The following is a 22317-nucleotide window of genomic DNA, read 5'->3' as shown; positions in this document are numbered from 1 at the left end:
TATGGTTGCAGGATTGCGCACTTCACTTCGCGTTGGTTTTTTAAGTGCGGTTCTACTAGCGACTGGCTGTGTAAGCAACAGCCAGTCGGGCTTGTACAGTGGTAATTTCGACCACGAGGAAGCGGCACGAACACGTACATCTTTGGGTCTCACCTATCTTAAAAACAATAACTATACGCAAGCAAAAAAGAATCTAGACAAGGCGCTAGAGTTCAATCCACGCTCTGCGGACGTTCAATTTGCTATGGCCTATTATTATCAGTTGGTTGGTGATAACCGTCGTGCCGAAGAGTTCTATCAAACCGCTATCGACATAGCCCCTGACAATGGTGACATTGCCAATAGCTATGGTGCGTTTAAATGTCAAAACGGCGAATATGACGACGCAAAGCGTTATTTCTTTAAAGCCATAAATAACCGCCTTTATGCAAATGCGGCCCAAACCTACGAAAACCTTGCGCTGTGTGCACAAAGCCAAGGCGAATTAGAAGACGCGATTGGCTACCTTCAAGAGGCGCTCAATCATCAGCCGGCGCGAGGCAAATCCCTTTTCTTGTTAAGTGAGTTGTATACTATTACAGAACAGTGGGATCTAGCCGAGTCTTCTTTACGTAAATATGAGCGGGTAGCGAGAGTATCTCCAGACTATTTATGGCTAGCGTATGAAGTTGCGAAAGGTAAGGGCGATTACCAAGCTGCTAATGAATACGGTGATATGATGATTGCCGTCTATCCCGAGAGCGAATTAACTCAGCGCTATCTTGCCGAACGAAAAACGATGCAAAGTAAAGTGGTTAGAACGGTGAAATCTGCCAAAGCAGAACCAAGTGATGGTCAAGGTTCAAGTTTGGGAGAAGGAGTTAACGCAGAGGGAAAACGTCTAGCGCAAACGTCGCAGGCTGAATCGAGTAGCGGTGAAAGTGAACCGAATCAACAGGCTACACTTTACAGTAATGAAGAAACGCCTGAAGTGAACGACGCGTTGGACAATGAAACAAACCAAAACACTGAATTATCTGCCCAAAGTAATAAATTCCATGTAGTAAAAGACGGTGAAAACTTATATCGTATTTCTTTACTGCACAATATCAGAATGGCGACACTGCAGAAGTGGAATAACCTAGAGAATACTGGCGCTATTATTGCTGGTCAGAAGCTTTGGTTAGTACCACCTAATATGCAGGAGGAATAAGGTTTAATGGTGTCAGAAGAAAACGCGAATCAAGAAGTCATTTCGCAACAAGAAGAAAATACGCCAAGCCCTGGGGCAATGCTAAAAGCACGCCGAGAGAAGTTGGGTTTATCTCAACAGGATATTGCTGATAAGCTTTTCTTAAAATCAAAACAAATCAATGATTTAGAAAACGATGTCATTGACGAAAAGTCATCTGTGACGTTTACGAAGGGATACGTGAGAAACTATGCCAAACAATTAGGCATGAATTCTCACGAAGTCATTGAGGCATTTGAACGGTATCACAATCAAACATCGGTCCCATCTTCAGAAAAACTTCAAAGTTTTTCAAAGCGTGTCGCCAAACAGACACACGATGACCGCTGGATGATGGTTACCTATGTTATTTTGCTGCTCATCATTGCTGGTGTGGTTATGTGGTGGTATCAGCAGCCAAATGATGAGGCGGTTTCAGACATTCCGCTCACTGAAGCAGTTAAGCGAGAGGCGGCTAATACACCTATCACATCTGAGGGTGGTGCATCGAATCGAACTCAGCTAAATGGCAGTGATTTATCAAGTGACCCTGCATCATCTACCTCTACAAATAACGATTTGTTGAATTCAAACGCTTCTTCAATTGATGAGCCAGTCATTGATGAAGAAAGTGATGAATTTGCGCAAGACGGTAGTATAAACGAGGGGGCTATTTCAGCCCCTGATACGGACATCAACGAAAGCAATAACCTTACGGCATTAGTAAGCAGCAATAGCCAATCTGAGCCTAATCTTGAAATTGCCGCAGAAAGTAATGCAGCGCCCATTTCTATGGTTTTTACTTTCGTTGACGATTGCTGGGTTAATATAAAAGACGCGTCTGGTGAAGCAATAGCCTACGGGGTTAAGCAAAAAGGGCGTGTGATGGAAATTCAGGGTGTTCCTCCTGTTGAAGTTACGCTCGGCGCACCGGATAATGTGCGTATATCAGTTAACGGCGAGACTGTTGATATTTCTTCATACCAGAACGGTAAAACAGCTCGGTTCGCACTTCCTTTATAGGTAATCAGATGTTTGCAGATAGTCCTATTAAACGCAGAAAGTCTACGCGTATTAATGTAGGTAACGTTCCCATTGGCGATGGCGCTCCCATTGCTGTTCAGTCTATGACAAATACTCGCACCACTGACGTGGCGGCGACTGTCGATCAAATTAATCGCATTGTTGCCGTAGGTGGTGAGATCGTTCGCGTATCTGTTCCCACCATGGAAGCGGCTGAAGCGTTCAAAGAAATTAAAAAGCAGGTAAGTGTGCCGCTCGTGGCTGATATCCACTTCGATTATCGTATTGCGCTCAAAGTGGCAGAATACGGCGTGGATTGCTTGCGTATAAACCCTGGTAATATCGGTAACATGGAACGGGTGCGTTCTGTTGTTGATTGTGCGAAAGATAAAAATATTCCTATTCGCATTGGTGTAAACGGCGGTTCTCTAGAAAAAGATTTACAAGAAAAGTATGGCGAACCTACGCCAGAAGCACTTGTTGAATCTGCCATGCGTCACGTTGATATTCTCGACAAGCTTAACTTCGATCAGTTCAAGGTAAGTGTTAAAGCCTCGGATGTGTTTCTTGCTGTAGGTGCATACCGTTTGTTGGCGCAAAAAATTGATCAACCTCTTCATCTGGGCATCACTGAAGCTGGCGGTCAACGGGCGGGCGCGGTTAAAAGTGCGGTAGGGCTTGGTATGTTATTGGCTGAAGGTATAGGCGATACTATTCGCGTGTCTCTTGCAGCTGATCCAGTAGAAGAAATAAAAGTTGGCTTTGATATATTGAAGTCACTACGCATTCGCTCGCGTGGGATCAATTTCATTGCGTGCCCGAGTTGCTCAAGACAGGAGTTTGACGTAATCGGCACAGTGAATGCCCTTGAACAAAGACTGGAAGACATCCTTACTCCAATGGATGTGTCTATCATAGGTTGTGTGGTTAATGGTCCTGGTGAAGCGGAAGTGTCTGATTTAGGCCTTACCGGTGCGCGCAATATGAGCGGCCTTTACGAAGACGGCAAACGTGTGAAAGAACGCCTTCCTAATGACGATTTGGTCGACAAACTTGAAGCTAAGATTCGCGCAAAAGCATCGCGTATAAGTGAGCAAAATAAAATACAGGTCTCGGTAAAAGACTAAGAGGTTTTTTGTTCATTGTTGTTTATTCCTAAAGCCCCTATAATGCGGGGCTTTTCACTATATAGCAGTATGAGAATTTCACGTGGCTAAGACTATTCAGGCAATTCGAGGCATGAATGACTGCCTACCGGAGATTTCCGGTACGTGGCAAAAGGTAGAATCTGTACTTCGTCAAGTGGTGGCGAGTTACGGTTACCAAGAAATACGTACTCCCATCGTTGAAAGCACCGACTTATTCAAGCGTTCCATCGGCGAAGTAACCGATATCGTTGAAAAAGAGATGTATACCTTTGAGGATAGAAATGGCGACAGCTTGACGCTTCGTCCAGAAGGCACAGCAAGCTGCGTGCGTGCAGGTAACGAACACGGTTTATTGTATAACCAACAACAGCGTTTGTGGTATATGGGCCCGATGTTCCGCCACGAACGTCCACAAAAAGGTCGCTACCGCCAATTCCACCAGTTTGGTGTGGAAACCTATGGCATGGATGGCCCGGACATCGATCTAGAGGTTATTCTACTTAGCGCACGTTTTTGGAAAGCGTTCGGTATTGAGCAGCATGTAAAACTGCAAATAAATACCCTAGGCTCAAACGAAGCGCGAGCAGCCTATCGCGATACGCTAGTGGAGTTCTTAAAAGAAAGAGCTGACCAGCTAGATGAAGATTCATTACGCCGACTAGAAACTAACCCGCTTCGCGTACTCGATTCTAAGAACCCAGAAGTTCAAGCGGCTATTGCTGATGCGCCAGCTCTTATCGATCACTTGGATGAAGAATCTAAAGTTCACTTTGAAACGCTTTGCGCGCGCTTAACGCAAGCGGGCATTGAATTTGAAATAAACCCTCGTTTAGTACGCGGACTAGATTACTACAACCGTACTGTGTTCGAATGGGTTACCGATAGCCTAGGCGCCCAAGGCACCGTGTGTGCAGGTGGTCGCTACGATGGCTTGGTTGAACAGTTAGGCGGTAAAGCAACACCAGCGGTTGGCTTTGCCATGGGTATAGAACGTTTGGTACTGTTGCTGACCACGCTTACAGAAGAAGGCCAAGATTCAAGCTTTGCTGACGTTTACGTGACGGCAATGGGCGATGACGCACAGTCTTATGCCATAGAAGTTGCTGAACACCTTCGCAATCGGCTTCCAAACGTGCGCATTATGATGCACTGTGGCGGCGGCAACTTTAAAAAACAATTAAAGCGTGCAGATAAAACAGGTGCACGTTTGGCGCTGCTTTTAGGTAATGACGAAATGCAGTCTCGCGAAGTAGGGGTAAAACCGCTACGCGACGGCCAAGAACAAGTTACAGTCAGCTTTGATACCTTATCTGATAGGGTTGCAGAGATGCTGAGCGCACAATAAAAAGAGGACACTATGGAACAGTTCGCAACAGAAGAACAACAAGTAGAAGCGATCAAGCGCTTTTGGAAAGAACACGGTACTGCAATCATTGTTGGTGCTGCACTAGGTTTAGGCGGTCTTTGGGGCTGGCGTTATTACTCAGATGCGCAAATAGAAAGCAAAGAAGCAGCATCTGTTGCATATCAAAATGCCGTCGAGACTTTTGGCACCGAAGGCAGCGATGCAAAAGTGAATGCGTTTATTGAAGAGAATAAAGACAGTGGCTATGCGAGTATTGCGGGCCTACTAGCGGCTAAGCAAGCGGTAGATGCGGGTGATTTAGACGCAGCGGCTTCGCATTTAAACAGCGTTGTTACCTTTGCTGAAAACGATGAATTAAAAGTACTTGCGTCACTTCGTTTAGCTCGCGTGCAAATTGAAATGAACCAGCTGGACGCGGCGTTGTCTACGCTTAGCAATGTAACAAACGACGCATTTTCAGCAGAAGTTTCTGAACTAAAAGGCGACGTGTATCAGAAACAAGGCAAGTTTGACGATGCGCGATTAGCTTATTCAAATGCGTTAGAAAAAAATGCCAACAATCCGCTTTTACAAATGAAACTAGATAACCTTTCGGTATCTGCAGCTCAGTAAGCGATAGTCCCATTGGGCTGGTGTAAATAATAAAGAGGTACGCAATTTGTTTCACAACACGTGTGGCCGTAAAGGTCGATTTGCTCGCACGATAGGTATGGCACTCGCGGTGTCTATCACAATGTCAGGCTGTTCAACCATTTCTGATTGGTTTGCAGATGACGAAGAATTAGAGATTCGCCGTTTAAAGCCTATTGAAGCTAAGTTCTCTCCACAGGTAGTCTGGGATCGTGATATTGGAGACGGTGTTGACCATTACTTTTCGCGTCTTCGTCCGGTTTACGCTTATGACAAACTCTACGCGGCAGACCGTCATGGTGTTGTCGTGGCGATGGAACCAGAATCTGGCAAAGTGTTGTGGCAAAAGGACTTCGCTCAATTCCGTTCTGAAGGCATGATGAGTGCGGTAACCAAATTATGGCGCAGCGGAGAAACTGCGCGTATTGGTGGTATTGCTGTTGCTGACAGACATGTATTCATTGGCACTGAAAATGGTTACGTAGCGGCAATGGACGCAGAAAGCGGTGAGCTTGTTTGGGAAGCCACAGTTCCTGGCGAAATCTTAGCAGCGCCAGCAGCCGATGAAGGCATTTTAGTGGTTAACACTGGTGCAGGCAGCCTTTTCGGTTTTAACACGCGCACTGGCGAACAGCTTTGGAGACATGAAGGCGACACTCCTCCGTTGACCCTTCGCGGCATTTCAGGCCCCATCGCATCTAACGGTGGTGCTATTGTAGGAACGCCGACTGGAAAAATTCAGGTGAACCTTATCGAAACAGGTGTGCTCGCATGGGAAACCGTAATAGCGACACCTTCTGGTGCAACAGAGCTAGAGCGTATCGTTGATATCGATACCACACCAGTATTGTTTGGCGGCACCATTTTTACAGTGTCGTACAACGGTACACTAGCTGCAGTCGAACTTCGTTCAGGTCGCGTTATTTGGAAACGTGAATATGCATCATTTCGCAATCTGACTATCGAGGGGAACAAAATTTTTGTTGTTGATAATAACTCCAACGTTTACGCCCTCGACAGACGCAATGGTGTAGAACTATGGTCTCAAGGCTTACTTAAGAAACGTTCGTTAACGGCCGCTACGCCTGTCGGTGACCACATTGTGGTTGGCGATAACTGGGGTTTCCTTCATTGGATTGAGCAAGAAACCGGTGAAGTGGTTGCTCGCTTAGATGTGGGGGGCGATGACGAAGACGACGCTATTTTTGCTGCGCCTCTTAAAGTGGATGACAGTGTAGTTGCGGTAACGCGAAATGGTGTTGTAGCGTCGGTACGCATACCGAATTAGAAAGATTACTGCTTAACAACCAAGTTAAATAGGGGCGTTTCGGATAATATTCGAAACGCCTTTTCTTATTGTCTACACCAATATATTTACAGCTTTCGATCACCTAATTCATTTTGTTAGGGCAATGTGTTAAGTCTCCCAGAACTGCATTGGTATTAGGTTGTGAACAAGGTATAATGCGCCCATTCTCGAAAGCCTCATCTAAAACACCACATGTTGGAGAATCATTCTCTTAAACCTAGTTTGTGATATTTGGTGTGCATGGCTTGTGCTTTTTTTAGCTTTCATGACCCTTAGGATCTGATAAATGTTACCCGTTGTTGCTTTGGTTGGCCGCCCAAATGTAGGCAAGTCAACCTTGTTTAATCGCCTTACAAATACCCGCGATGCACTCGTTGCTGATTACCCGGGCCTAACTCGCGACCGTAAATATGGCCAAGCGAAATTTGAAAAGCGCCAGTTTATCGTAGTGGATACCGGCGGTATTACGGGCGATGAAGAGGGCATTGATGCTGAAATGGCCCAGCAGTCACTTTTAGCCATCGAAGAAGCCGATGTTGTACTTTTTTTAGTGGATGCGCGAGCGGGTTTATTGCCAGCAGACCAAGGCATAGCTGACCACCTTCGCCGCATAAATAAAAAGGTATTTGTTGTAGCTAACAAAGTTGATGGCATTGATGGCGATAGTGAGAGCGCTGAGTTTTATTCACTTGGATTAGGTGCAATAAAGCAAATTGCAGCTGCACATGGACGCGGCATAAGCCAACTATTACAAGATGCGCTTAAACCTCTGGAAGTTGATTTTCCTGACATGGAGATTATCGATGAAGAGCCAGAGGAAGAAGAAGATGCGGAAACCCAGCGTCAGCGCTTGCAAGAACTTCCCATCAAGCTTGCTATAGTAGGCAAGCCAAACGTGGGTAAATCTACGCTCACAAACCGTATTCTCGGTGAAGAGCGCGTTGTTGTGTACGACATGCCAGGTACGACGCGAGACAGCGTTTATATTCCTATGGAGCGCGACGAGAGAGAGTACATTCTCATCGATACCGCAGGGGTGAGAAAGCGCAGAAAAATTAGCGAAGCGGTAGAGAAATTTTCAATTGTAAAAACCCTACAGGCCATTGAAGAGGCCAATGTGGTTCTATTAGTCATTGATGCCCGAGAAGGGATTACTGACCAAGACTTAAGCCTACTTGGCTTTGTGCTTAATTCGGGCCGTTCACTGGTGGTAGCCGTGAATAAATGGGATGGATTGAGTACGGATGTAAAAGACGATATCAAACGTGAGATGGATCGTCGTCTAGGCTTTATTGACTTTGCCCGTATTCACTTTATTTCTGCACTGCATGGCTCTGGTGTTGGCAATTTGTTTGAATCAGTTCAAGAGGCTTACTCAAGCGCCACTAAGCGTATCAATACCGCATTACTGACGCAGATTATGGAAATGGCGCAAGATGACCATCAACCTCCTCTTGTGCGCGGTCGTCGAGTGAAAATGAAGTACGCCCACGCTGGCGGATACAACCCTCCTGTGATTGTAATTCATGGCAACCAAGTTGACGATTTACCAAGCTCTTACAAACGCTTTTTGATGAATTATTTTAGAAAAGCACTCGAAATAATGGGCACGCCAATTAAGATAGAATTCAGAGAGGGTGCAAACCCATTTGAAGGTAAGAAGGCTAATTTAACCTTGGCCCAGCAGCGCAAACGCCGACGCATGATGTCTTATTATAAAGATAAAAAATAACGGGTTGAAACTAAGGCGCTATTTCTGATTAAGTTGAGGTGGCGCTTTGTTTCCATGAGATCTTCAGCCCTATTCCCGCGCTCTTCTCTAGTTTAAGCTGAGGTATCAGGTGATGAAATGCTGAGCGAGGTGGATTCAAGTCCGCAGTGTGTCGCACTTTTCTAGATATGTCTCACTAAATTAACTTACTGTTTTTATTAATGTAATTAACTGAGTCATAATTACACTCAGATTGTATTCTTTTCCTTTTTTCCACACCTGCCGTTTATCAGTAACTCTCTTTTTTGTCATTGAGCCCCTTTAAATTCGTAGGGCAATAACGGTAAGAGGTTGTGGAGCTATTTTTGCAAACGTCTTTAGTTTTGCCAGTGACTAACAGCGTTTGGGAGTAACCGTGTCAGTAGAAAAATTGTTTGATGTCGCCACACCACTTCAAAAAAATCAGATGTACAACTGGTTTGATAGATACAAATCTAAAGAACAGCAAAAAGTCTATATCCTAAGCAGCGAGGTAGAGAGTAAGTCAAAATTAAGAGGGGCGTTAGCAAAGCGACTTTCCGCTAAAAAAGCTTAGCGCTGAGTATCTAACAGCACAGCGCGAACCTTTTTCATCATTACAGACTCTTGAGGTACCTGAATCTTAGCAATCAGCTGATTGACGATGTTATCTGAAAAGTCAGGCGGAAAGGTTGTAGACACTTTTACGATTTTATCCTGCTGTCTGAATACATAGGTGGTGGCGTAAATTGTCGGCAAGTTATCTGAGGCGGCGCTTAAGCCTAATTTCCACCCGACCAATTGGCTATTTACCGCATAAGGTGACGCTGGGCTAACTTGAGCTAAGGTTAGCTTTTGTCGCTCTGCGGTTGCGCGGGCTCTCTGTAAGTCGCTTTCTAATTGTTTCGGCAATAACTCATTTTCTGTGATAGATAGCTGACCAATAAAGGGGTACACAGTGACATCAACTAAGGCGTCCTCATAATCCGGATGGGTGTAGCGAGTGATTGCACCGCTAAAGGGGTCAGGAAAAAGCTGGGTGTCTAGTTTTTTGAATTCGCCAACCGTGTCAGGCACCTGCAGTGCCACATCATAATTGCTTGCTTCTAACGCATTAAATAAGTATTTACTGGTAAATAACCCAGTTTGCCTAACGTGTTGAAGCCAGCGAGATACCAAGCGCTTAGTTTCTTTTCCGATATCAGCATTTTCTTTGTTATCGTCAACGCGTGTCTCAACGCCAGAATCAAACAGTGAAGAATCTATTTCTATACCTCGCCATTGCAGCGTGAATTCAGCGAATTGCCTTGCGTATTGCTGGTGCTCGTGTATTGCGGCGCCCACATTGGCAATAAGTAACTCATAGTCGTTCCCTTCGCCATAGGGGAGTAAGTTATTAAATTCGCCAGACTCGCTGAGCACATTAATGAAGCTGTCGGGCGAAATTACATCTTCGAAGCACAGGTTAGTATTGTCTTTATCAATTGGCGGTGAGTGGGAAAATTTTTGTTGTGAATGACAGGACTTGAGCAAGGCTTCGCTTGGGTAAGTAGAAAAGACCGACACACTTTGATTGACCGCGTAGGCATGGGCAACGCTAGACAGCATCGAAGGGATAAAAAAGCACAAGAAAAACAAAGACGTTGGCGCTAAGAATTTTAAAAACTCGCCAAAAAATGCATGAGCCCGCTGGCACAAACTAGAAAATGAAATCGCTGTTACATAAACGGGCATAATACTAAAGGCTACCTATTGGCGCTGAATGTCTGTCACTTTACTGATTATTTCACCGTCCGTCACTCGTGATTTTATCTCATCGCCAATATTCACTTTATCCACGCTGTTAATAGCAGTTTTGTCGTTAAGTGTAATGCTGTACCCCCTCGCTAGAGTTGATAGCGGGCTCACGGATTGTAAGAGGCTGACCTTTCCTCCAAGTTCATTTTTCTTACCCTTAATAAGCGCGCTCATACTAGAGGTAAGCTTATTACTGGCATACTCAAGTTTGTCTTTGGCTCGGGCTACCTTTGCCGATGGAGATTGCTGGTTTAGCCTGTATTCAAGCGCGTGAAGTTGCTTTTCGGCCTTAGCTAGGTCACTTTGCATTTTATGGGCTAAACGAAGCTGTAGCCTGTCTAAGGTTTGCCACTGAGACTGAATACGGCTTTGCGGGTGCAAAGCATTTAAACGCTGCTTCTTAAGCGTTAGTTGCTGCTTACTTGCCTGCAAATACTGATTAATGGCACGTGCTAAGCGCTGTTTTTGCTGATTTAACGTTTGATAAAGGGCAGTTGAATCCTGGCTTAAGATTTCGGCAGCAGCGGATGGAGTAGGGGCGCGTAAATCAGCCACGAAATCGCTTATGGTGAAATCTACTTCATGACCCACAGCGCTCACTATGGGAAGATTGCTTGCCGCGACTTCTCGGGCTAAACCTTCATCGTTAAAACACCACAGGTCTTCTAACGACCCGCCTCCCCGAGTGAGTAGTAGCACGTCTACTTCTGCACGTCTGTTTGCCGTGCGCAATGCATTAATCAATTGAAGCGGTGCAGTTTCTCCTTGCACCATTGACGGATAGACAATGACTTCAGTTTGTGGACTACGGCGCTTTAACACACTTAGCACATCGTGAAGTGCTGCACCGCTTGATGAAGTAATTACACCAATGCGGTTGATACGGTCAGGTAAAGAGCGCTTATTTGAAGTATCAAATAAACCTTCGTTGTTAAGTTTGAACTTCAACGCTTCAAACGCTTGCTTGAGTGCACCTTCGCCGTCGCTTTCCATATGCTCAACGACCAGTTGATAGTCGCCGCGCGCTTCGTAAAGCCCCACAGACGCGCGCACGAGTATTTTATCGCCTTCTTTAGGGCGAATACGCACGTTGCGATTAGCCCCTTTAAACATTGCGGCTCGAACTTGAGCTTTATTATCTTTGAGCGTGAAGTACCAGTGTCCTGATGCCGCCGCAACAAAGTTAGAAATTTCGGCCGACAGCCAAATAAGACCAATCTCGCCCTCAAGCACGGTTCTGGCTAAGCGATTTAGCTTGGTAACTGTTAAAATTTGTCGAGATGTAGATGGCGAATTTGTAAACATAAAAAAAATCACAGGGTTTAATACATTTAGAGTTTACCTGAAAAACAAAAAACACTACAATTGCGCCGCAATTAACCCTCAACTGAATAGGTGTTGTTGCATGCTACGTATCATCCAAGAAGCCCTGACGTTTGACGATGTGTTGCTGGTTCCCGGCCACTCGACCGTCCTTCCCCATACTGCAAATTTACAGACCCGTCTAACGCGCGGTGTAACGCTGAATATTCCAATGGTGTCTGCTGCCATGGACACGGTTTCCGAAGCCCGACTCGCTATTGCGCTGGCTCAAGAGGGTGGTATTGGTTTCATTCACAAGAATATGAAACCTGAAGAGCAAGCTAAGCACGTACGTGAAGTTAAAAAATACGAAAGCGGCGTGGTATCTGACCCTGTAACGGTAGAAGAGAACGCAACTATCGGTGAAGTTATCGCGCTATCTAAGCGTCTTGGTTACTCTGGCTTCCCAGTAACAGACAAAGACAATAACTTAATTGGTATTGTGACTGGTCGCGACCTTCGTTTTGAAAAACGTTTAAACCTTCCTATTAGTAACGTAATGACTGGTAAGGATGATCTGGTTACCGTTAAAGAAGGCGCAAGCTCTGACGTTGTGCTAGACCTTATGCACGAGCACCGCATTGAGAAAATACTCGTGGTTGACGACGCGTTTAAGCTAACCGGTTTGATCACAGTTAAAGATTTCCAAAAAGCAGAAAATAAACCGAATGCATGTAAAGACTCGCTGGGCCGCCTTCGCGTAGGTGCAGCAGTAAGTGTTGGCCCAGGTACTGACGAGCGCATTGCGCTATTGGTTGAAGCCGGTGCTGATGTATTGCTTATTGACACCTCTCACGGCCACTCTCAGGGCGTTATTGACCGCGTTAAGAAAGTACGCGCTGACTATCCTGAAGTTCAAATAATCGCAGGTAACGTTGCAACGGGCGACGGTGCAAAAGCACTGGCCGACGCAGGCGTAGACGCGGTTAAAGTTGGTATTGGCCCAGGGTCAATTTGTACAACCCGTATCGTTACTGGTTGTGGTGTACCTCAAATTACCGCGGTATCTGATGCGGTTGAAGCGCTAAAAGGCACTGATATCCCGGTTATCGCTGACGGCGGAATTCGCTTTTCTGGTGATATTGCCAAAGCATTAGCGGCTGGCGCAAGCTGCGTAATGGTTGGGAGCATGCTGGCTGGTACTGAAGAAGCACCCGGTGAAGTAGAGCTTTTCCAAGGTCGTTATTACAAATCCTATCGCGGAATGGGTTCACTGGGCGCTATGGATCAAAGCCACGGGTCGTCAGATCGTTATTTCCAAGAGTCTGATAACGCAGAAAAATTGGTACCAGAAGGTATTGAAGGTCGCGTAGCGTACAAAGGTCCAATTGCAAACATTATTCACCAGCAAATGGGCGGCTTGCGTTCAGCCATGGGTTTAACCGGCTGTGCTACAATTGAAGAACTCAATACTAAAGCACAGTTTGTGCGTGTGACCTCTGCCGGTATGGGCGAGAGCCACGTTCACGATGTGAGTATCACTAAAGAAGCGCCAAACTACCGCTTAGGTTAAGGCGACCGACGACTGCGAGGCTGGTTTTTACACCAGCCTTTGTTCTTTTATTTAACGGGTAAAAATAAAACATGACCACAAATATCCACGACCAACGCATACTTATTTTGGATTTTGGCTCGCAATACACGCAGTTGATAGCGCGTCGTGTTCGCGAAATCGGTGTTTACTGTGAGCTTTGGGCTTGGGATGTGACCGAAGAACAAATCCGCGAATTCAACCCGCAGGGTATTATTCTGTCAGGCGGCCCTGAGTCGGTAACCGAAGAAGGCTCACCACGCGCGCCTGAGTACGTATTTGAAGCAGGCGTACCCGTGCTAGGTGTGTGCTATGGCATGCAAACCATGGCACAGCAATTAGGTGGTGGTGTACTAGGTTCAGACAAACGTGAGTTTGGTTATGCACAGGTTGAAGTAATAAAGCCAAGCCCGCTGCTAGATAAAATTGAAGATGCTATTGGTGATAATGGCGCAGCACTTTTAGATGTATGGATGAGTCACGGTGATAAGGTAGCGGCGATTCCTGAAGGTTTTGAAACCATCGCGCAAACAGCATCTTGCCCGCATGCAGCTATGTATAACGCTGAAAAACAATTCTACGGGGTACAGTTTCATCCTGAGGTAACGCACACTCGCCAAGGCATGCGATTGCTTACCCAGTTCGTTATGGACATCTGTAAATGCGAGAAGCTTTGGACTGCTGACGCTATTATTGATGACGCCATTGAGCGCATTAAAGAAAAGGTAGGCGATGAGAGAGTCATTTTAGGGCTATCTGGTGGTGTTGATTCATCAGTAACCGCGATGTTGCTTCACCGTGCTATTGGCAAAAACCTGACCTGTGTGTTTGTTGATAATGGTTTGCTTCGTTTAAACGAAGCCGATCAAGTTATGGAAATGTTTGGTGACCACTTTGGGCTAAACATTATCCGTGTCGATGCTGAAGAACGCTTCCTTGAGCGCCTTAAAGGTATTGAAGATCCTGAGCTTAAGCGCAAAGCTATCGGCAATGAGTTTGTTCGTGTATTCGATGAAGAAGCGGGCAAGCTTGAAAATGCAAAATGGTTAGCGCAGGGGACTATATACCCAGATGTGATTGAGTCAGCGGGCTCTGCCACGGGTAAAGCACACGTGATTAAGTCGCACCACAACGTGGGCGGACTTCCAGAAGATATGGAACTTGGCCTTGTTGAACCACTGCGTGAACTATTCAAAGACGAAGTTCGCAAAATCGGCCTTGAGCTAGGCTTACCATACGACATGCTTTACCGTCACCCTTTCCCTGGCCCAGGCTTAGGCGTACGTGTACTTGGTGAAATAAAGAAAGAGTATTGCGATTTACTGCGTCGTGCTGATGCAATCTTTATCGAAGAACTATACGCGGCTGATTTGTATCAAAAAGTTAGCCAAGCGTTTACCGTATTCCTTCCAGTGCGCTCGGTAGGCGTAATGGGTGATGCCCGTAAATACGACTGGGTAGTAAGTTTACGTGCTGTAGAAACCATCGACTTTATGACAGCGCATTGGGCACACCTTCCATATGATTTCTTAGGTAAAGTGTCGAACCGGATTATTAACGAAATCGACGGTATCAGCCGTGTGGTTTACGATATATCAGGTAAGCCACCAGCTACGATTGAGTGGGAATAGGTCGAAGTTTACTGCCTATTTTTAGCTAGCTATTCTCAGCTACTATACTAAAAGAGCCTCCGGGCTCTTTTTTATTGCCTGTAAAACGCTGAGTTACATTTAGTATAAAGATAAATATAAAAGTATTTTTTGTTATACCTAGTATTTCACTTAAATGTCACAAAAATATCATTTAATGCCGACGTCCTTCTTCTAATTCATACTAAAGGTTAAGCCGTGTTCAACTACACAAGCATCAGCCGTTTGGTGATGACGCCCGTCCTCGCCAGCTTTCTCATTCTTGTCCTGCTAAACGGCGCGTCCATCTATAAGTCGTTTTCACTGCTTAACTCTTTTGACGAGCTGGAGAACACCCTTGTTCAGTCAGAACGAGACGTAAATACTACGCTTAGTACATTTAAAACTCAGGTGCAAGAGTGGAAAAACGTATTGCTTCGTGGCTACAAGCAAAGTGACAGAGAAAAGTACTGGGATCGCTTCAAACAACGGGAAGCTGAGATCACCCGCCAGTTTGACATAATGCTAGCAAACGGTGTCATTAGTGATGCTGTTAAATCCGACATACGCAAATTTCAGCAAGCTCACTCAGTCATGGGACAAAAATACCGAGAGGGTTATGACGCTTTTGTCAATTCAGGGTTTGACCCAAAAGTGGGAGATAGTTACGTGCGGGGGATTGATCGTGAGCCCGCTGAACTTTTAACCGCCATAGCGTCAGATATTGCAACAGATTCAGCAAATGCCATTGCTGAGCTTAAATCAAATACTCGCACTATGCTCTGGATGATTTTATTGGCCGCCATTGTACTGTCTGTACTTTCTATGGTGTATGTGATTGCTCGACTGCGCTCTCAAGTTATTAAGCCTACAAAACAGGTCGCTGCGTGCATATCAAACCTCGCTAACAGTCGTTACGATTACAGTTTAACGTATTCAAGTGAACATGAACTCGGGATGCTCGCAGATTCAGCTCGCGCATTACAGTTCAAGCTAAAAGACTCGGTGGCGCAATTGCAGCAAGCTGAGATAGAAATGGAAAAAGCGTTCGGAACTTTAGGCAATGTTAGTCAATCAATCATGGAAGGGGCGAATGGCCAGCGAGATGCATCCCGATCCCTTGATAACAGTACGGATAAGCTTAGAGAAATTGTGCAAAACTTGGTAGCAATTACTGACCAAGTGGCGGTAGCGACGAATAACTCAGAAAAAAATGTGGCAAGCTGTTATGCCACCTTTGAAAGTGCAAACGCGGGCTTTAAACAGCTAGCTAAAACGGTGACAGAGTCGAGTAATATCGTATTAGACCTTCAAACGCGCAGCACGAATATTTTGAAAGTAGTAAATGTGATCAACGAGATTGCAGATCAAACGAACCTGCTTGCGCTTAACGCAGCAATAGAAGCTGCTAGGGCAGGGGAGCACGGTCGAGGCTTTGCAGTAGTTGCAGACGAGGTTCGCGCACTGGCGGCTAAAACACAACAGTCGACGAAAGAAATTAACGATATATTGAGCAGCTTTGAGGCTGAGGCAAAAGGTGCTGTGTCAGCCATGTCGTCAGGTAAACAGCTATCCGATACTAATGCTGCTGAAGCGGCAGCCGCACTTGAGACGCTTAACAACGTGGTGAGAGATATTAAGGAAACTGCGAGCGTTGTTGTTGCCCTAAATGATGCTGCTGATGAACAAGAAGCGGTGCTGCATCAGGTTGAGGCAATTATTAGCAATGTGGTTACGTCGTCAGAGAAATATCACCAGTTGGCACAGCGTGACGATATGTCTCGCTCCATGAAAAGTATGTCAGATAACGTGGAAAAAGTGGTGAATAGTTTGACCCGCTAGTCCCTATTTGTCAGTATGAATCGATAACTAAAAGGAGCGTTTTGCTCCTTTTTTCATCGCGCGTTGTGCGCTTGTTTTCGAGAAATTGCGCTGATTCTAATGACAACACCACTTGTATTTCACCCGATTTATAGCCAGCTAGACCTTCCCGAACGCCATCGTTTTCCAATAGAAAAATATGTGGGTATTCGTGATGCGCTCATAAACCGGGGTGTGAGTGCTGAGCGATTTATTAAGCCTGAGCCTATCAGCGATGAGGCGCTCAGTTCCTTCTATGATCCAATATATGTTAAAGCGCTCACCGCAGGTTCCTTAGATAAAAACGCCATGCGGCGTATTGGGTTCCCTTGGTCGAAGCAGCTTATCGAACGAACACGCACGGCGGTTGCTGGTACCTGTTTAACTGCGTCATTAGCTCTCGAGACCGGTAAAGCCCTCAACCTTACAGGGGGGTATCACCATGCCTTTGCAGATTTCGGCTCTGGTTTTTGCTTATTCAATGATTTATACCTTGCCGCTAAAACTATGCAGAAAAACTCATCTATCGATAATGTGCTTATTGTTGATTTAGATGTACATCAAGGCGACGGTACGGCAAAGCTTGCTGAGAATGATTCAGATATTTTTACCTTATCTATTCACGGAGAAAAAAACTTTCCGCATAGGAAGCAGCATTCAGATATTGATATTGGTCTTGCTAAAGGCACCGAAGACGATGAATATTTAACTACGCTTGAACAAGCGCTGACATTAGCTTTACGGCAATTTCAGCCAGACGCCATCATCTATGATGCAGGTGTCGATGTGCACGTAAATGACGACTTAGGGCATCTACATATTTCTACCCAAGGCGTTTATGAAAGAGATAAGCAGGTATTTGCGTTGGCTGAACGTTTAGGTGTTCCAATAGCAGCAGTGATTGGCGGGGGTTACCAAAGAGATATTGCTGCACTGGTCGATGTGCATATTCAACTTTATCGCGCAGCCGGCGTGATTGATTAACTGCAATAAGTATTAACCGAAAAATAAAAAGCACGCTCAAACGGTATGATAAAGAACTGAATCGTTTGTAGCGCGCATTTTGTTTCAAACATGCTAAGTTGTTTTACAAGAAGAGCAACTGGAACCCGATACCAATGCGCTCTTGTGAGCGGTTATAGTCAATAAGCGAGTCGCCGTACCCGTTAAAGTATTGAAGAAGCACTTCGTAGCGGTCTGAAATCGGGTAGGTGAAGTCTAGCTGAATGCTGCCTCGGTTTTCATCGAAGTCCAGGTTGTTTCTCAATAGGGCAAGCACTTTGAAAGCACCAATTTTTCTCCCATATCCAAACTCCATACGGCCGTAATAATCCTCTATATCAGGGTTATCATCGCCGGTAGGATCTAATGGGTCTTCTTTTTCGTCTTCAGGAATGCGATACCAGGTTTTTAGGTAATAAATATCGTCGTTATCACTGAATACAATAGAGGCAAACAAGCGGTTCCAGCTACGAGAACGCAGCCCACTCTGACCGTTTGACATATGATTAAAACCTACTTGGAAGGTATTAAATTTATATCCCAATACGGAATAATCAGCGGTTTCCTGCCAAAAGACTTCCGGTTCGTAATTCGTTTCTCGGAAGGGCTTAGAAGCTTCGTTATTATATAGCTGCCAAAATGATGTCAACGTAAAGCCAAAGTACACCCCGTCGAACCCTGTATCTTCTAGATAAAGAGGAAGTTTCGCGCTTACTTGGAACTTAGCCTCTCTATTATCTACATTTTCTTCTGTTAGTTCTTCACTGCCGAACGTATTAGGGTTAGAAACATAAGTGATAGGAAGTAAATAGTTTTGTCTATGCTGGGTAATGGCAAAAACATTGTCTAGCGCTTCTTTATCACCTTCTAAGCGGTTATCTAGCGCACTTTCTGTGGTCGTATCACGTTTTATTATGTCAATGACCTCAATGCCGCTTTCATCCTGCGATGCTTTGGGGTCTTCATTTTCAACAGTGTCAACTTGTTCATTGTTGTCGACAGATGAAGCTTGCTTATTTATCACTTCTTGTGATTCTTGAGCGAATACACTCGTGCTAGCAGCAAACGCTGCCAAAAATACAAAAGGCTTTAACACAGACACCTTTAATTCTCCGTAACATGGGGTTATTGTTATGCTTAACTGAAGTCCAGTGTAAGGCCTTCGGAAGATGCAAATACGTGTAAAGTAGACTCTGCTACTGTGACATATTCATTACAATGTCTTACAACATCATCTATATCGTCATCTGTGCGTTCTGGATCATGACTGTATAGTGCTAATTTTTTTGCATTGGACGCCATAGCAAGTTTAACCGCCTCTTCAGCCACAGAGTGGCCCCATCCGTTTTTAGCAGGCATATCAGACAGCATATACTGTGCATCGTGGATAAGTAAGTCTGCATTCTCGGCAAATTTAGCAAAATCAATAAAGTCGGTTTCTTTCTTATAAGGAGGGTAAAGCTCATTATCTGTAATATAAGCAACCTTCACACCGTCAGCGTTTATGCAATAGGCGCTGCCGCTTCCCGGATGATTCATTGCAAGTCGCGTGATTTTTGCGCTTCCTATTACAAAGGTACTGTCCGCTTTCGGTATTTCAATAAGCGAGATGTTTGCTCTGAGCGCACTTCTTGGTACGGGAAATAACGATCCTTCCATTTGTTTTAAAATTTGGTCCGGTTCATTAAACAGTGTTTGCCCTGGATAGATATTTATTTCACGTTCGGCTTGATATATGGGAGGAAAGAAGGGGAAACCTTGTATGTGGTCCCAATGATTATGGCTCAGCAAAAGATAGATAGGGGTGTTCTTTTTCGCTAAGTGCTCGCCAAGGAGGCGAATACCAGTACCTGAGTCGAGGACGATATCTGTACCGTCCTCAAGCTCAATGTGAACGCATGCTGTGTTACCGCCATAGCGAACGAAAGCTGCTCCCGGTGTGGGTATAGACCCTCTTACGCCATAGAATGTTAACCGCATACGCCCTCTTTTCTTTACTTTTGGGGCAAGCTCAGATTTTAGAGTGCGGCTACAAAGTCCTTTGCTGCGCTGAGATCTAATAACTGCTTCTCGCCAGTACGTCTATTTTTATACTCAACCTGTTGATTATCTAGGTTTCTCTCACCGATAACAATACTATGAGGTATACCAATTAATTCCATGTCATTAAACATAACACCCGGGCGCTCCTTCCTGTCGTCAAACAGTACTTCCACACCTAGCGAGATAAGCTCTTGGTAAAGGGCTTCGGCTGCTTCTTTGATGCGATGAGACTTATGCATATTCATTGGTATTAATGCAATTTTAAACGGTGCGATAGGATCTGGCCACTTTATGCCAAATTTATCGTGGTTTTGCTCAATCGCAGCCGCTACTATGCGTGATACACCGATGCCGTAACAGCCCATAGTAAGCGTTTGGTGTTTACCTGACTCGCTTAGCACGCCACAGTTCATGGCTTCTGAATATTTTTGGCCCAGCTGGAAGATATGGCCTACTTCAATGCCTCGTTTAATATCAAGAGTGCCTTTTCCATCTGGAGACGCATCACCCGCTACCACGTTACGAATATCAACACCGGTTAAATCTTCTGACCAGTTAGCGTTAACGTTCACTTTACCGCCAACGCCAGCTCCTGTAGTGAAATCCGCAAGAGCGGCTGCACTTGCATCAACGTAAACTGGAACCGGTAAGTCATTTGCATTAGCAAACAGCGGAGAAACGCCAAGAACATCTTTTGCCTGTTCGAAAGAGGCTTCAACAAGCGGTGTAGCAACACCGTCTAACTTTTCTGCTTTAACATCATTTAACTCATGGTCAGCACGTAGCACCAATGCTACCCACTTATCAGAATTAATTTCCTCACCTTTGTCGTTAAGTTCATTAGCGGCTTTAACCAAAATAACTTTAACGGCTTTTGTTACATCTGCTTCAACGCTTTTTAAAATAGCGTTGAAATCTTTACCCTTGGCATCTTTTGTTTCAACAGCCACGCCAGAAGGCGTTGCTTTTTCTGGTGCCATGGCCTGTGCCATTTCAACATTTGCTGCGTAGTCACTGTCGCTTGAGAACGCAATATCGTCCTCGCCTGATGCTGCAAGCACGTGGAACTCGTGAGAGTGGTTACCACCAATTGAACCTGAATCTGCAATCACCGCTCTGAAGTCTAGGCCCATACGCGAGAAAATGGCGCAATAGGCGTCGTACATTTTCTGATAAGTTTCTTCTAAGCAGCTGTCTTCTAAATGGAAGCTATAGGCATCCTTCATAGTAAATTCACGGCCACGCATAATGCCGAAACGGGGGCGCACTTCGTCGCGGAATTTTGTTTGAATTTGGTATAGATTAAGCGGAAGCTGCTTGTAGCTGCTAATTTCGTTGCGCACAAGCGCAGTAATCACTTCTTCGTGCGTCGGGCCTAACACGAAGTCACGCTGGTGGCGGTCTTTAATGCGAAGCAGTTCAGGGCCATATTCTTCCCAGCGTCCAGATTCTTCCCACAGGTCAGCAGGCTGTACAACTGGCATAAGCACTTCAATCGCGCCTGCTTTGTTCATTTCCTCGCGAACAATGTTAGCGACTTTATTAAGGACACGAAGGCCTGAAGGCAACCACGTATATAGACCCGAGGCAAGCTTTCTGATCATGCCAGCTCTTAGCATTAGCTGGTGGCTGATAACCTCTGCATCTGCAGGTGTTTCTTTCTGCGTGGCAAGCAAATATTGACTAGTGCGCATGTAAAGCAGGTATCCTGTTATAAGTGTATTTATGAGCATAAGTGTGAAGGCCTATCAAAAAACCACTTAGGGAGAGACAAGGCGACACACGTTTGGGCGTATTCTAATTAACTGTGAGCCATTTCGCCACAGACGGTTAACACTATTCGTGTATTTATCCTAATGGAGTGAGTTCAGTAACCCACACATTCGCGTCTTTTATCTTAAAACCCACGTCGATATCGTATAGCGTAACGCGGTATGTTTTTTCGTCATTATCATTTTGCTGTTTATAAGCAGGGCGAGGATCTTGTGCAAGTACCGCGGTCACAAGAGAGCAAAAATCACGATGGCGATCTTTAATTTTGGCAAGGGCTGTCGAGAGATTTGGCGCGAAATACACGTCTCGATGAGGGATGGGGTTAATGTCATCAAGGGTGTCTCTCGCTTCAGAAATACTATCAGCGTAGGAAATATAAGGTTTAATATCAATGAGTGGGGTACCACATACTAAGTCTACCCCTGTGACTTTCAGCGTAACCTTGCCTTTTTCTATCGCTATACCCTCGTTTTCAACGACAGACATGCCAATACTATTTGGTCTATGAGTACTTCGACTTGCAAAAACGCCTATGGTAGCGTTACCCCCTAATCTGGGAGCTTTTACCGTGCTTTTCCAACCACGTTCTATGTTTTGATGGAACACGAATAAAAGCCACAAGTGACTGTAGTTTTCGATACCTTTTAGCATATTGATGTCATTAAAATCTTCGTTGAAGGTAATGGTGCCTTTTGCTCCGGCTAGATTGGGCTGTCTTGGTACAGCAAACTTTTGCTTAAAAGGCGTTTCAATAGTCGCAATGCTCGACACTTCAAAGGAACTAGTAGTGCTCACGCGGTATCCCTATTGTCATTAAATGTGAGTTGAATTGTCATATATCCCTCATAATTGGCATGTACTCTAACGCTTCAAGTTAACGCTTGGACCAAGCAAAGATGTTTTTGT

General features: G+C 45.1%; 18 protein-coding genes. 12 read left to right on the top strand and 6 right to left on the bottom strand.

Annotated features, from left to right (window positions below; translation table 11 throughout):
* Position 1: 1 nt before the first annotated feature.
* The 8 genes from pilW (at position 2) to ACM0P2_RS13590 (ending at position 8992) form a co-directional block, all read left to right on the top strand.
* Positions 2-1192, top strand: coding sequence for a type IV pilus biogenesis/stability protein PilW (pilW, locus tag ACM0P2_RS13625; RefSeq protein ID WP_159119996.1), 1191 nt, complete (start codon positions 2-4; stop codon positions 1190-1192).
* 6 nt (positions 1193-1198) lie between these two features.
* Entirely contained in the window at positions 1199-2233 is a 1035-nt protein-coding gene (locus ACM0P2_RS13620; protein WP_159119997.1) for a RodZ domain-containing protein, read from the top strand.
* A gap of 8 nt (positions 2234-2241) precedes the next feature.
* Complete coding sequence (gene ispG / locus ACM0P2_RS13615; protein ID WP_105931646.1) at positions 2242-3360, top strand: flavodoxin-dependent (E)-4-hydroxy-3-methylbut-2-enyl-diphosphate synthase; 1119 nt, start codon at positions 2242-2244, stop codon at positions 3358-3360.
* 82 nt (positions 3361-3442) lie between these two features.
* Positions 3443-4726 carry a histidine--tRNA ligase gene (gene hisS / locus ACM0P2_RS13610; protein WP_159119998.1) on the top strand — a complete coding sequence of 428 codons (1284 nt, stop codon included), beginning with the start codon at positions 3443-3445 and terminating at the stop codon, positions 4724-4726.
* Positions 4727-4738: 12 nt separating this feature from the next.
* Complete coding sequence (locus ACM0P2_RS13605; RefSeq protein ID WP_105931648.1) at positions 4739-5359, top strand: YfgM family protein; 621 nt, start codon at positions 4739-4741, stop codon at positions 5357-5359.
* 46 nt (positions 5360-5405) lie between these two features.
* Positions 5406-6665, top strand: coding sequence for an outer membrane protein assembly factor BamB (gene bamB, locus ACM0P2_RS13600; protein WP_159119999.1), 1260 nt, complete (start codon positions 5406-5408; stop codon positions 6663-6665).
* 307 nt (positions 6666-6972) lie between these two features.
* Entirely contained in the window at positions 6973-8418 is a 1446-nt protein-coding gene (gene der / locus ACM0P2_RS13595; RefSeq protein WP_105931650.1) for a ribosome biogenesis GTPase Der, read from the top strand.
* Positions 8419-8812: 394 nt separating this feature from the next.
* Positions 8813-8992 (top strand): exodeoxyribonuclease VII large subunit, encoded by a 180-nt coding sequence (locus tag ACM0P2_RS13590; protein WP_159120000.1) that lies wholly within the window; start codon positions 8813-8815, stop codon positions 8990-8992.
* Here ACM0P2_RS13590 and ACM0P2_RS13585 read toward each other — a convergent pair.
* Positions 8989-10149: a hypothetical protein gene (locus ACM0P2_RS13585; RefSeq protein WP_419226701.1), complete on the bottom strand. Its 1161-nt coding sequence runs from the start codon at positions 10147-10149 to the stop codon at positions 8989-8991. The genes ACM0P2_RS13590 and ACM0P2_RS13585 overlap by 4 nt on opposite strands.
* A gap of 15 nt (positions 10150-10164) precedes the next feature.
* On the bottom strand, positions 10165-11517 hold the full coding sequence (xseA, locus tag ACM0P2_RS13580; protein WP_159120002.1) for an exodeoxyribonuclease VII large subunit: 1353 nt from the start codon (positions 11515-11517) through the stop codon (positions 10165-10167).
* Positions 11518-11617: 100 nt separating this feature from the next.
* Between xseA and guaB the strand changes: the two genes are divergently transcribed.
* From guaB to ACM0P2_RS13560, 4 genes are all read left to right on the top strand, one after another.
* Entirely contained in the window at positions 11618-13087 is a 1470-nt protein-coding gene (guaB, locus tag ACM0P2_RS13575; RefSeq protein ID WP_105931655.1) for an IMP dehydrogenase, read from the top strand.
* A gap of 71 nt (positions 13088-13158) precedes the next feature.
* Positions 13159-14736 (top strand): glutamine-hydrolyzing GMP synthase, encoded by a 1578-nt coding sequence (gene guaA, locus ACM0P2_RS13570; RefSeq protein WP_159120003.1) that lies wholly within the window; start codon positions 13159-13161, stop codon positions 14734-14736.
* Between the two features lie 216 nt (positions 14737-14952).
* Positions 14953-16575, top strand: coding sequence for a methyl-accepting chemotaxis protein (locus ACM0P2_RS13565; RefSeq protein ID WP_159120004.1), 1623 nt, complete (start codon positions 14953-14955; stop codon positions 16573-16575).
* A 99-nt stretch (positions 16576-16674) separates the two neighbouring features.
* Positions 16675-17577 carry a histone deacetylase gene (locus ACM0P2_RS13560; protein WP_159120005.1) on the top strand — a complete coding sequence of 301 codons (903 nt, stop codon included), beginning with the start codon at positions 16675-16677 and terminating at the stop codon, positions 17575-17577.
* A 103-nt stretch (positions 17578-17680) separates the two neighbouring features.
* On the opposite strand, the gene ACM0P2_RS13555 is transcribed toward ACM0P2_RS13560, so the two are convergent.
* From ACM0P2_RS13555 to tsaA, 4 genes are all read right to left on the bottom strand, one after another.
* Positions 17681-18697, bottom strand: a complete 1017-nt coding sequence (locus tag ACM0P2_RS13555; protein WP_159120006.1) for a phospholipase A — start codon at positions 18695-18697, stop codon at positions 17681-17683.
* A 35-nt stretch (positions 18698-18732) separates the two neighbouring features.
* Positions 18733-19575 (bottom strand): MBL fold metallo-hydrolase, encoded by an 843-nt coding sequence (locus tag ACM0P2_RS13550; RefSeq protein ID WP_173359984.1) that lies wholly within the window; start codon positions 19573-19575, stop codon positions 18733-18735.
* 38 nt (positions 19576-19613) lie between these two features.
* The gene (locus tag ACM0P2_RS13545; RefSeq protein WP_159120007.1) at positions 19614-21332 is read right to left on the bottom strand and encodes a proline--tRNA ligase; all 1719 of its coding nucleotides are present in this window, start codon (positions 21330-21332) and stop codon (positions 19614-19616) included.
* A 154-nt stretch (positions 21333-21486) separates the two neighbouring features.
* Positions 21487-22206: a tRNA (N6-threonylcarbamoyladenosine(37)-N6)-methyltransferase TrmO gene (tsaA, locus tag ACM0P2_RS13540; protein ID WP_173359983.1), complete on the bottom strand. Its 720-nt coding sequence runs from the start codon at positions 22204-22206 to the stop codon at positions 21487-21489.
* Between the last annotated feature and the right edge of the window lie 111 nt (positions 22207-22317).

It is taken from the genome of Alteromonas sp. OM2203, assembly GCF_048517045.1.
Classification (GTDB): Bacteria; Pseudomonadota; Gammaproteobacteria; order Enterobacterales; family Alteromonadaceae; genus Alteromonas; species Alteromonas gracilis.
The sequence above is the reverse complement of the archived record's forward strand: the minus strand, read 5'-3'. Positions and strand labels throughout refer to the sequence as shown.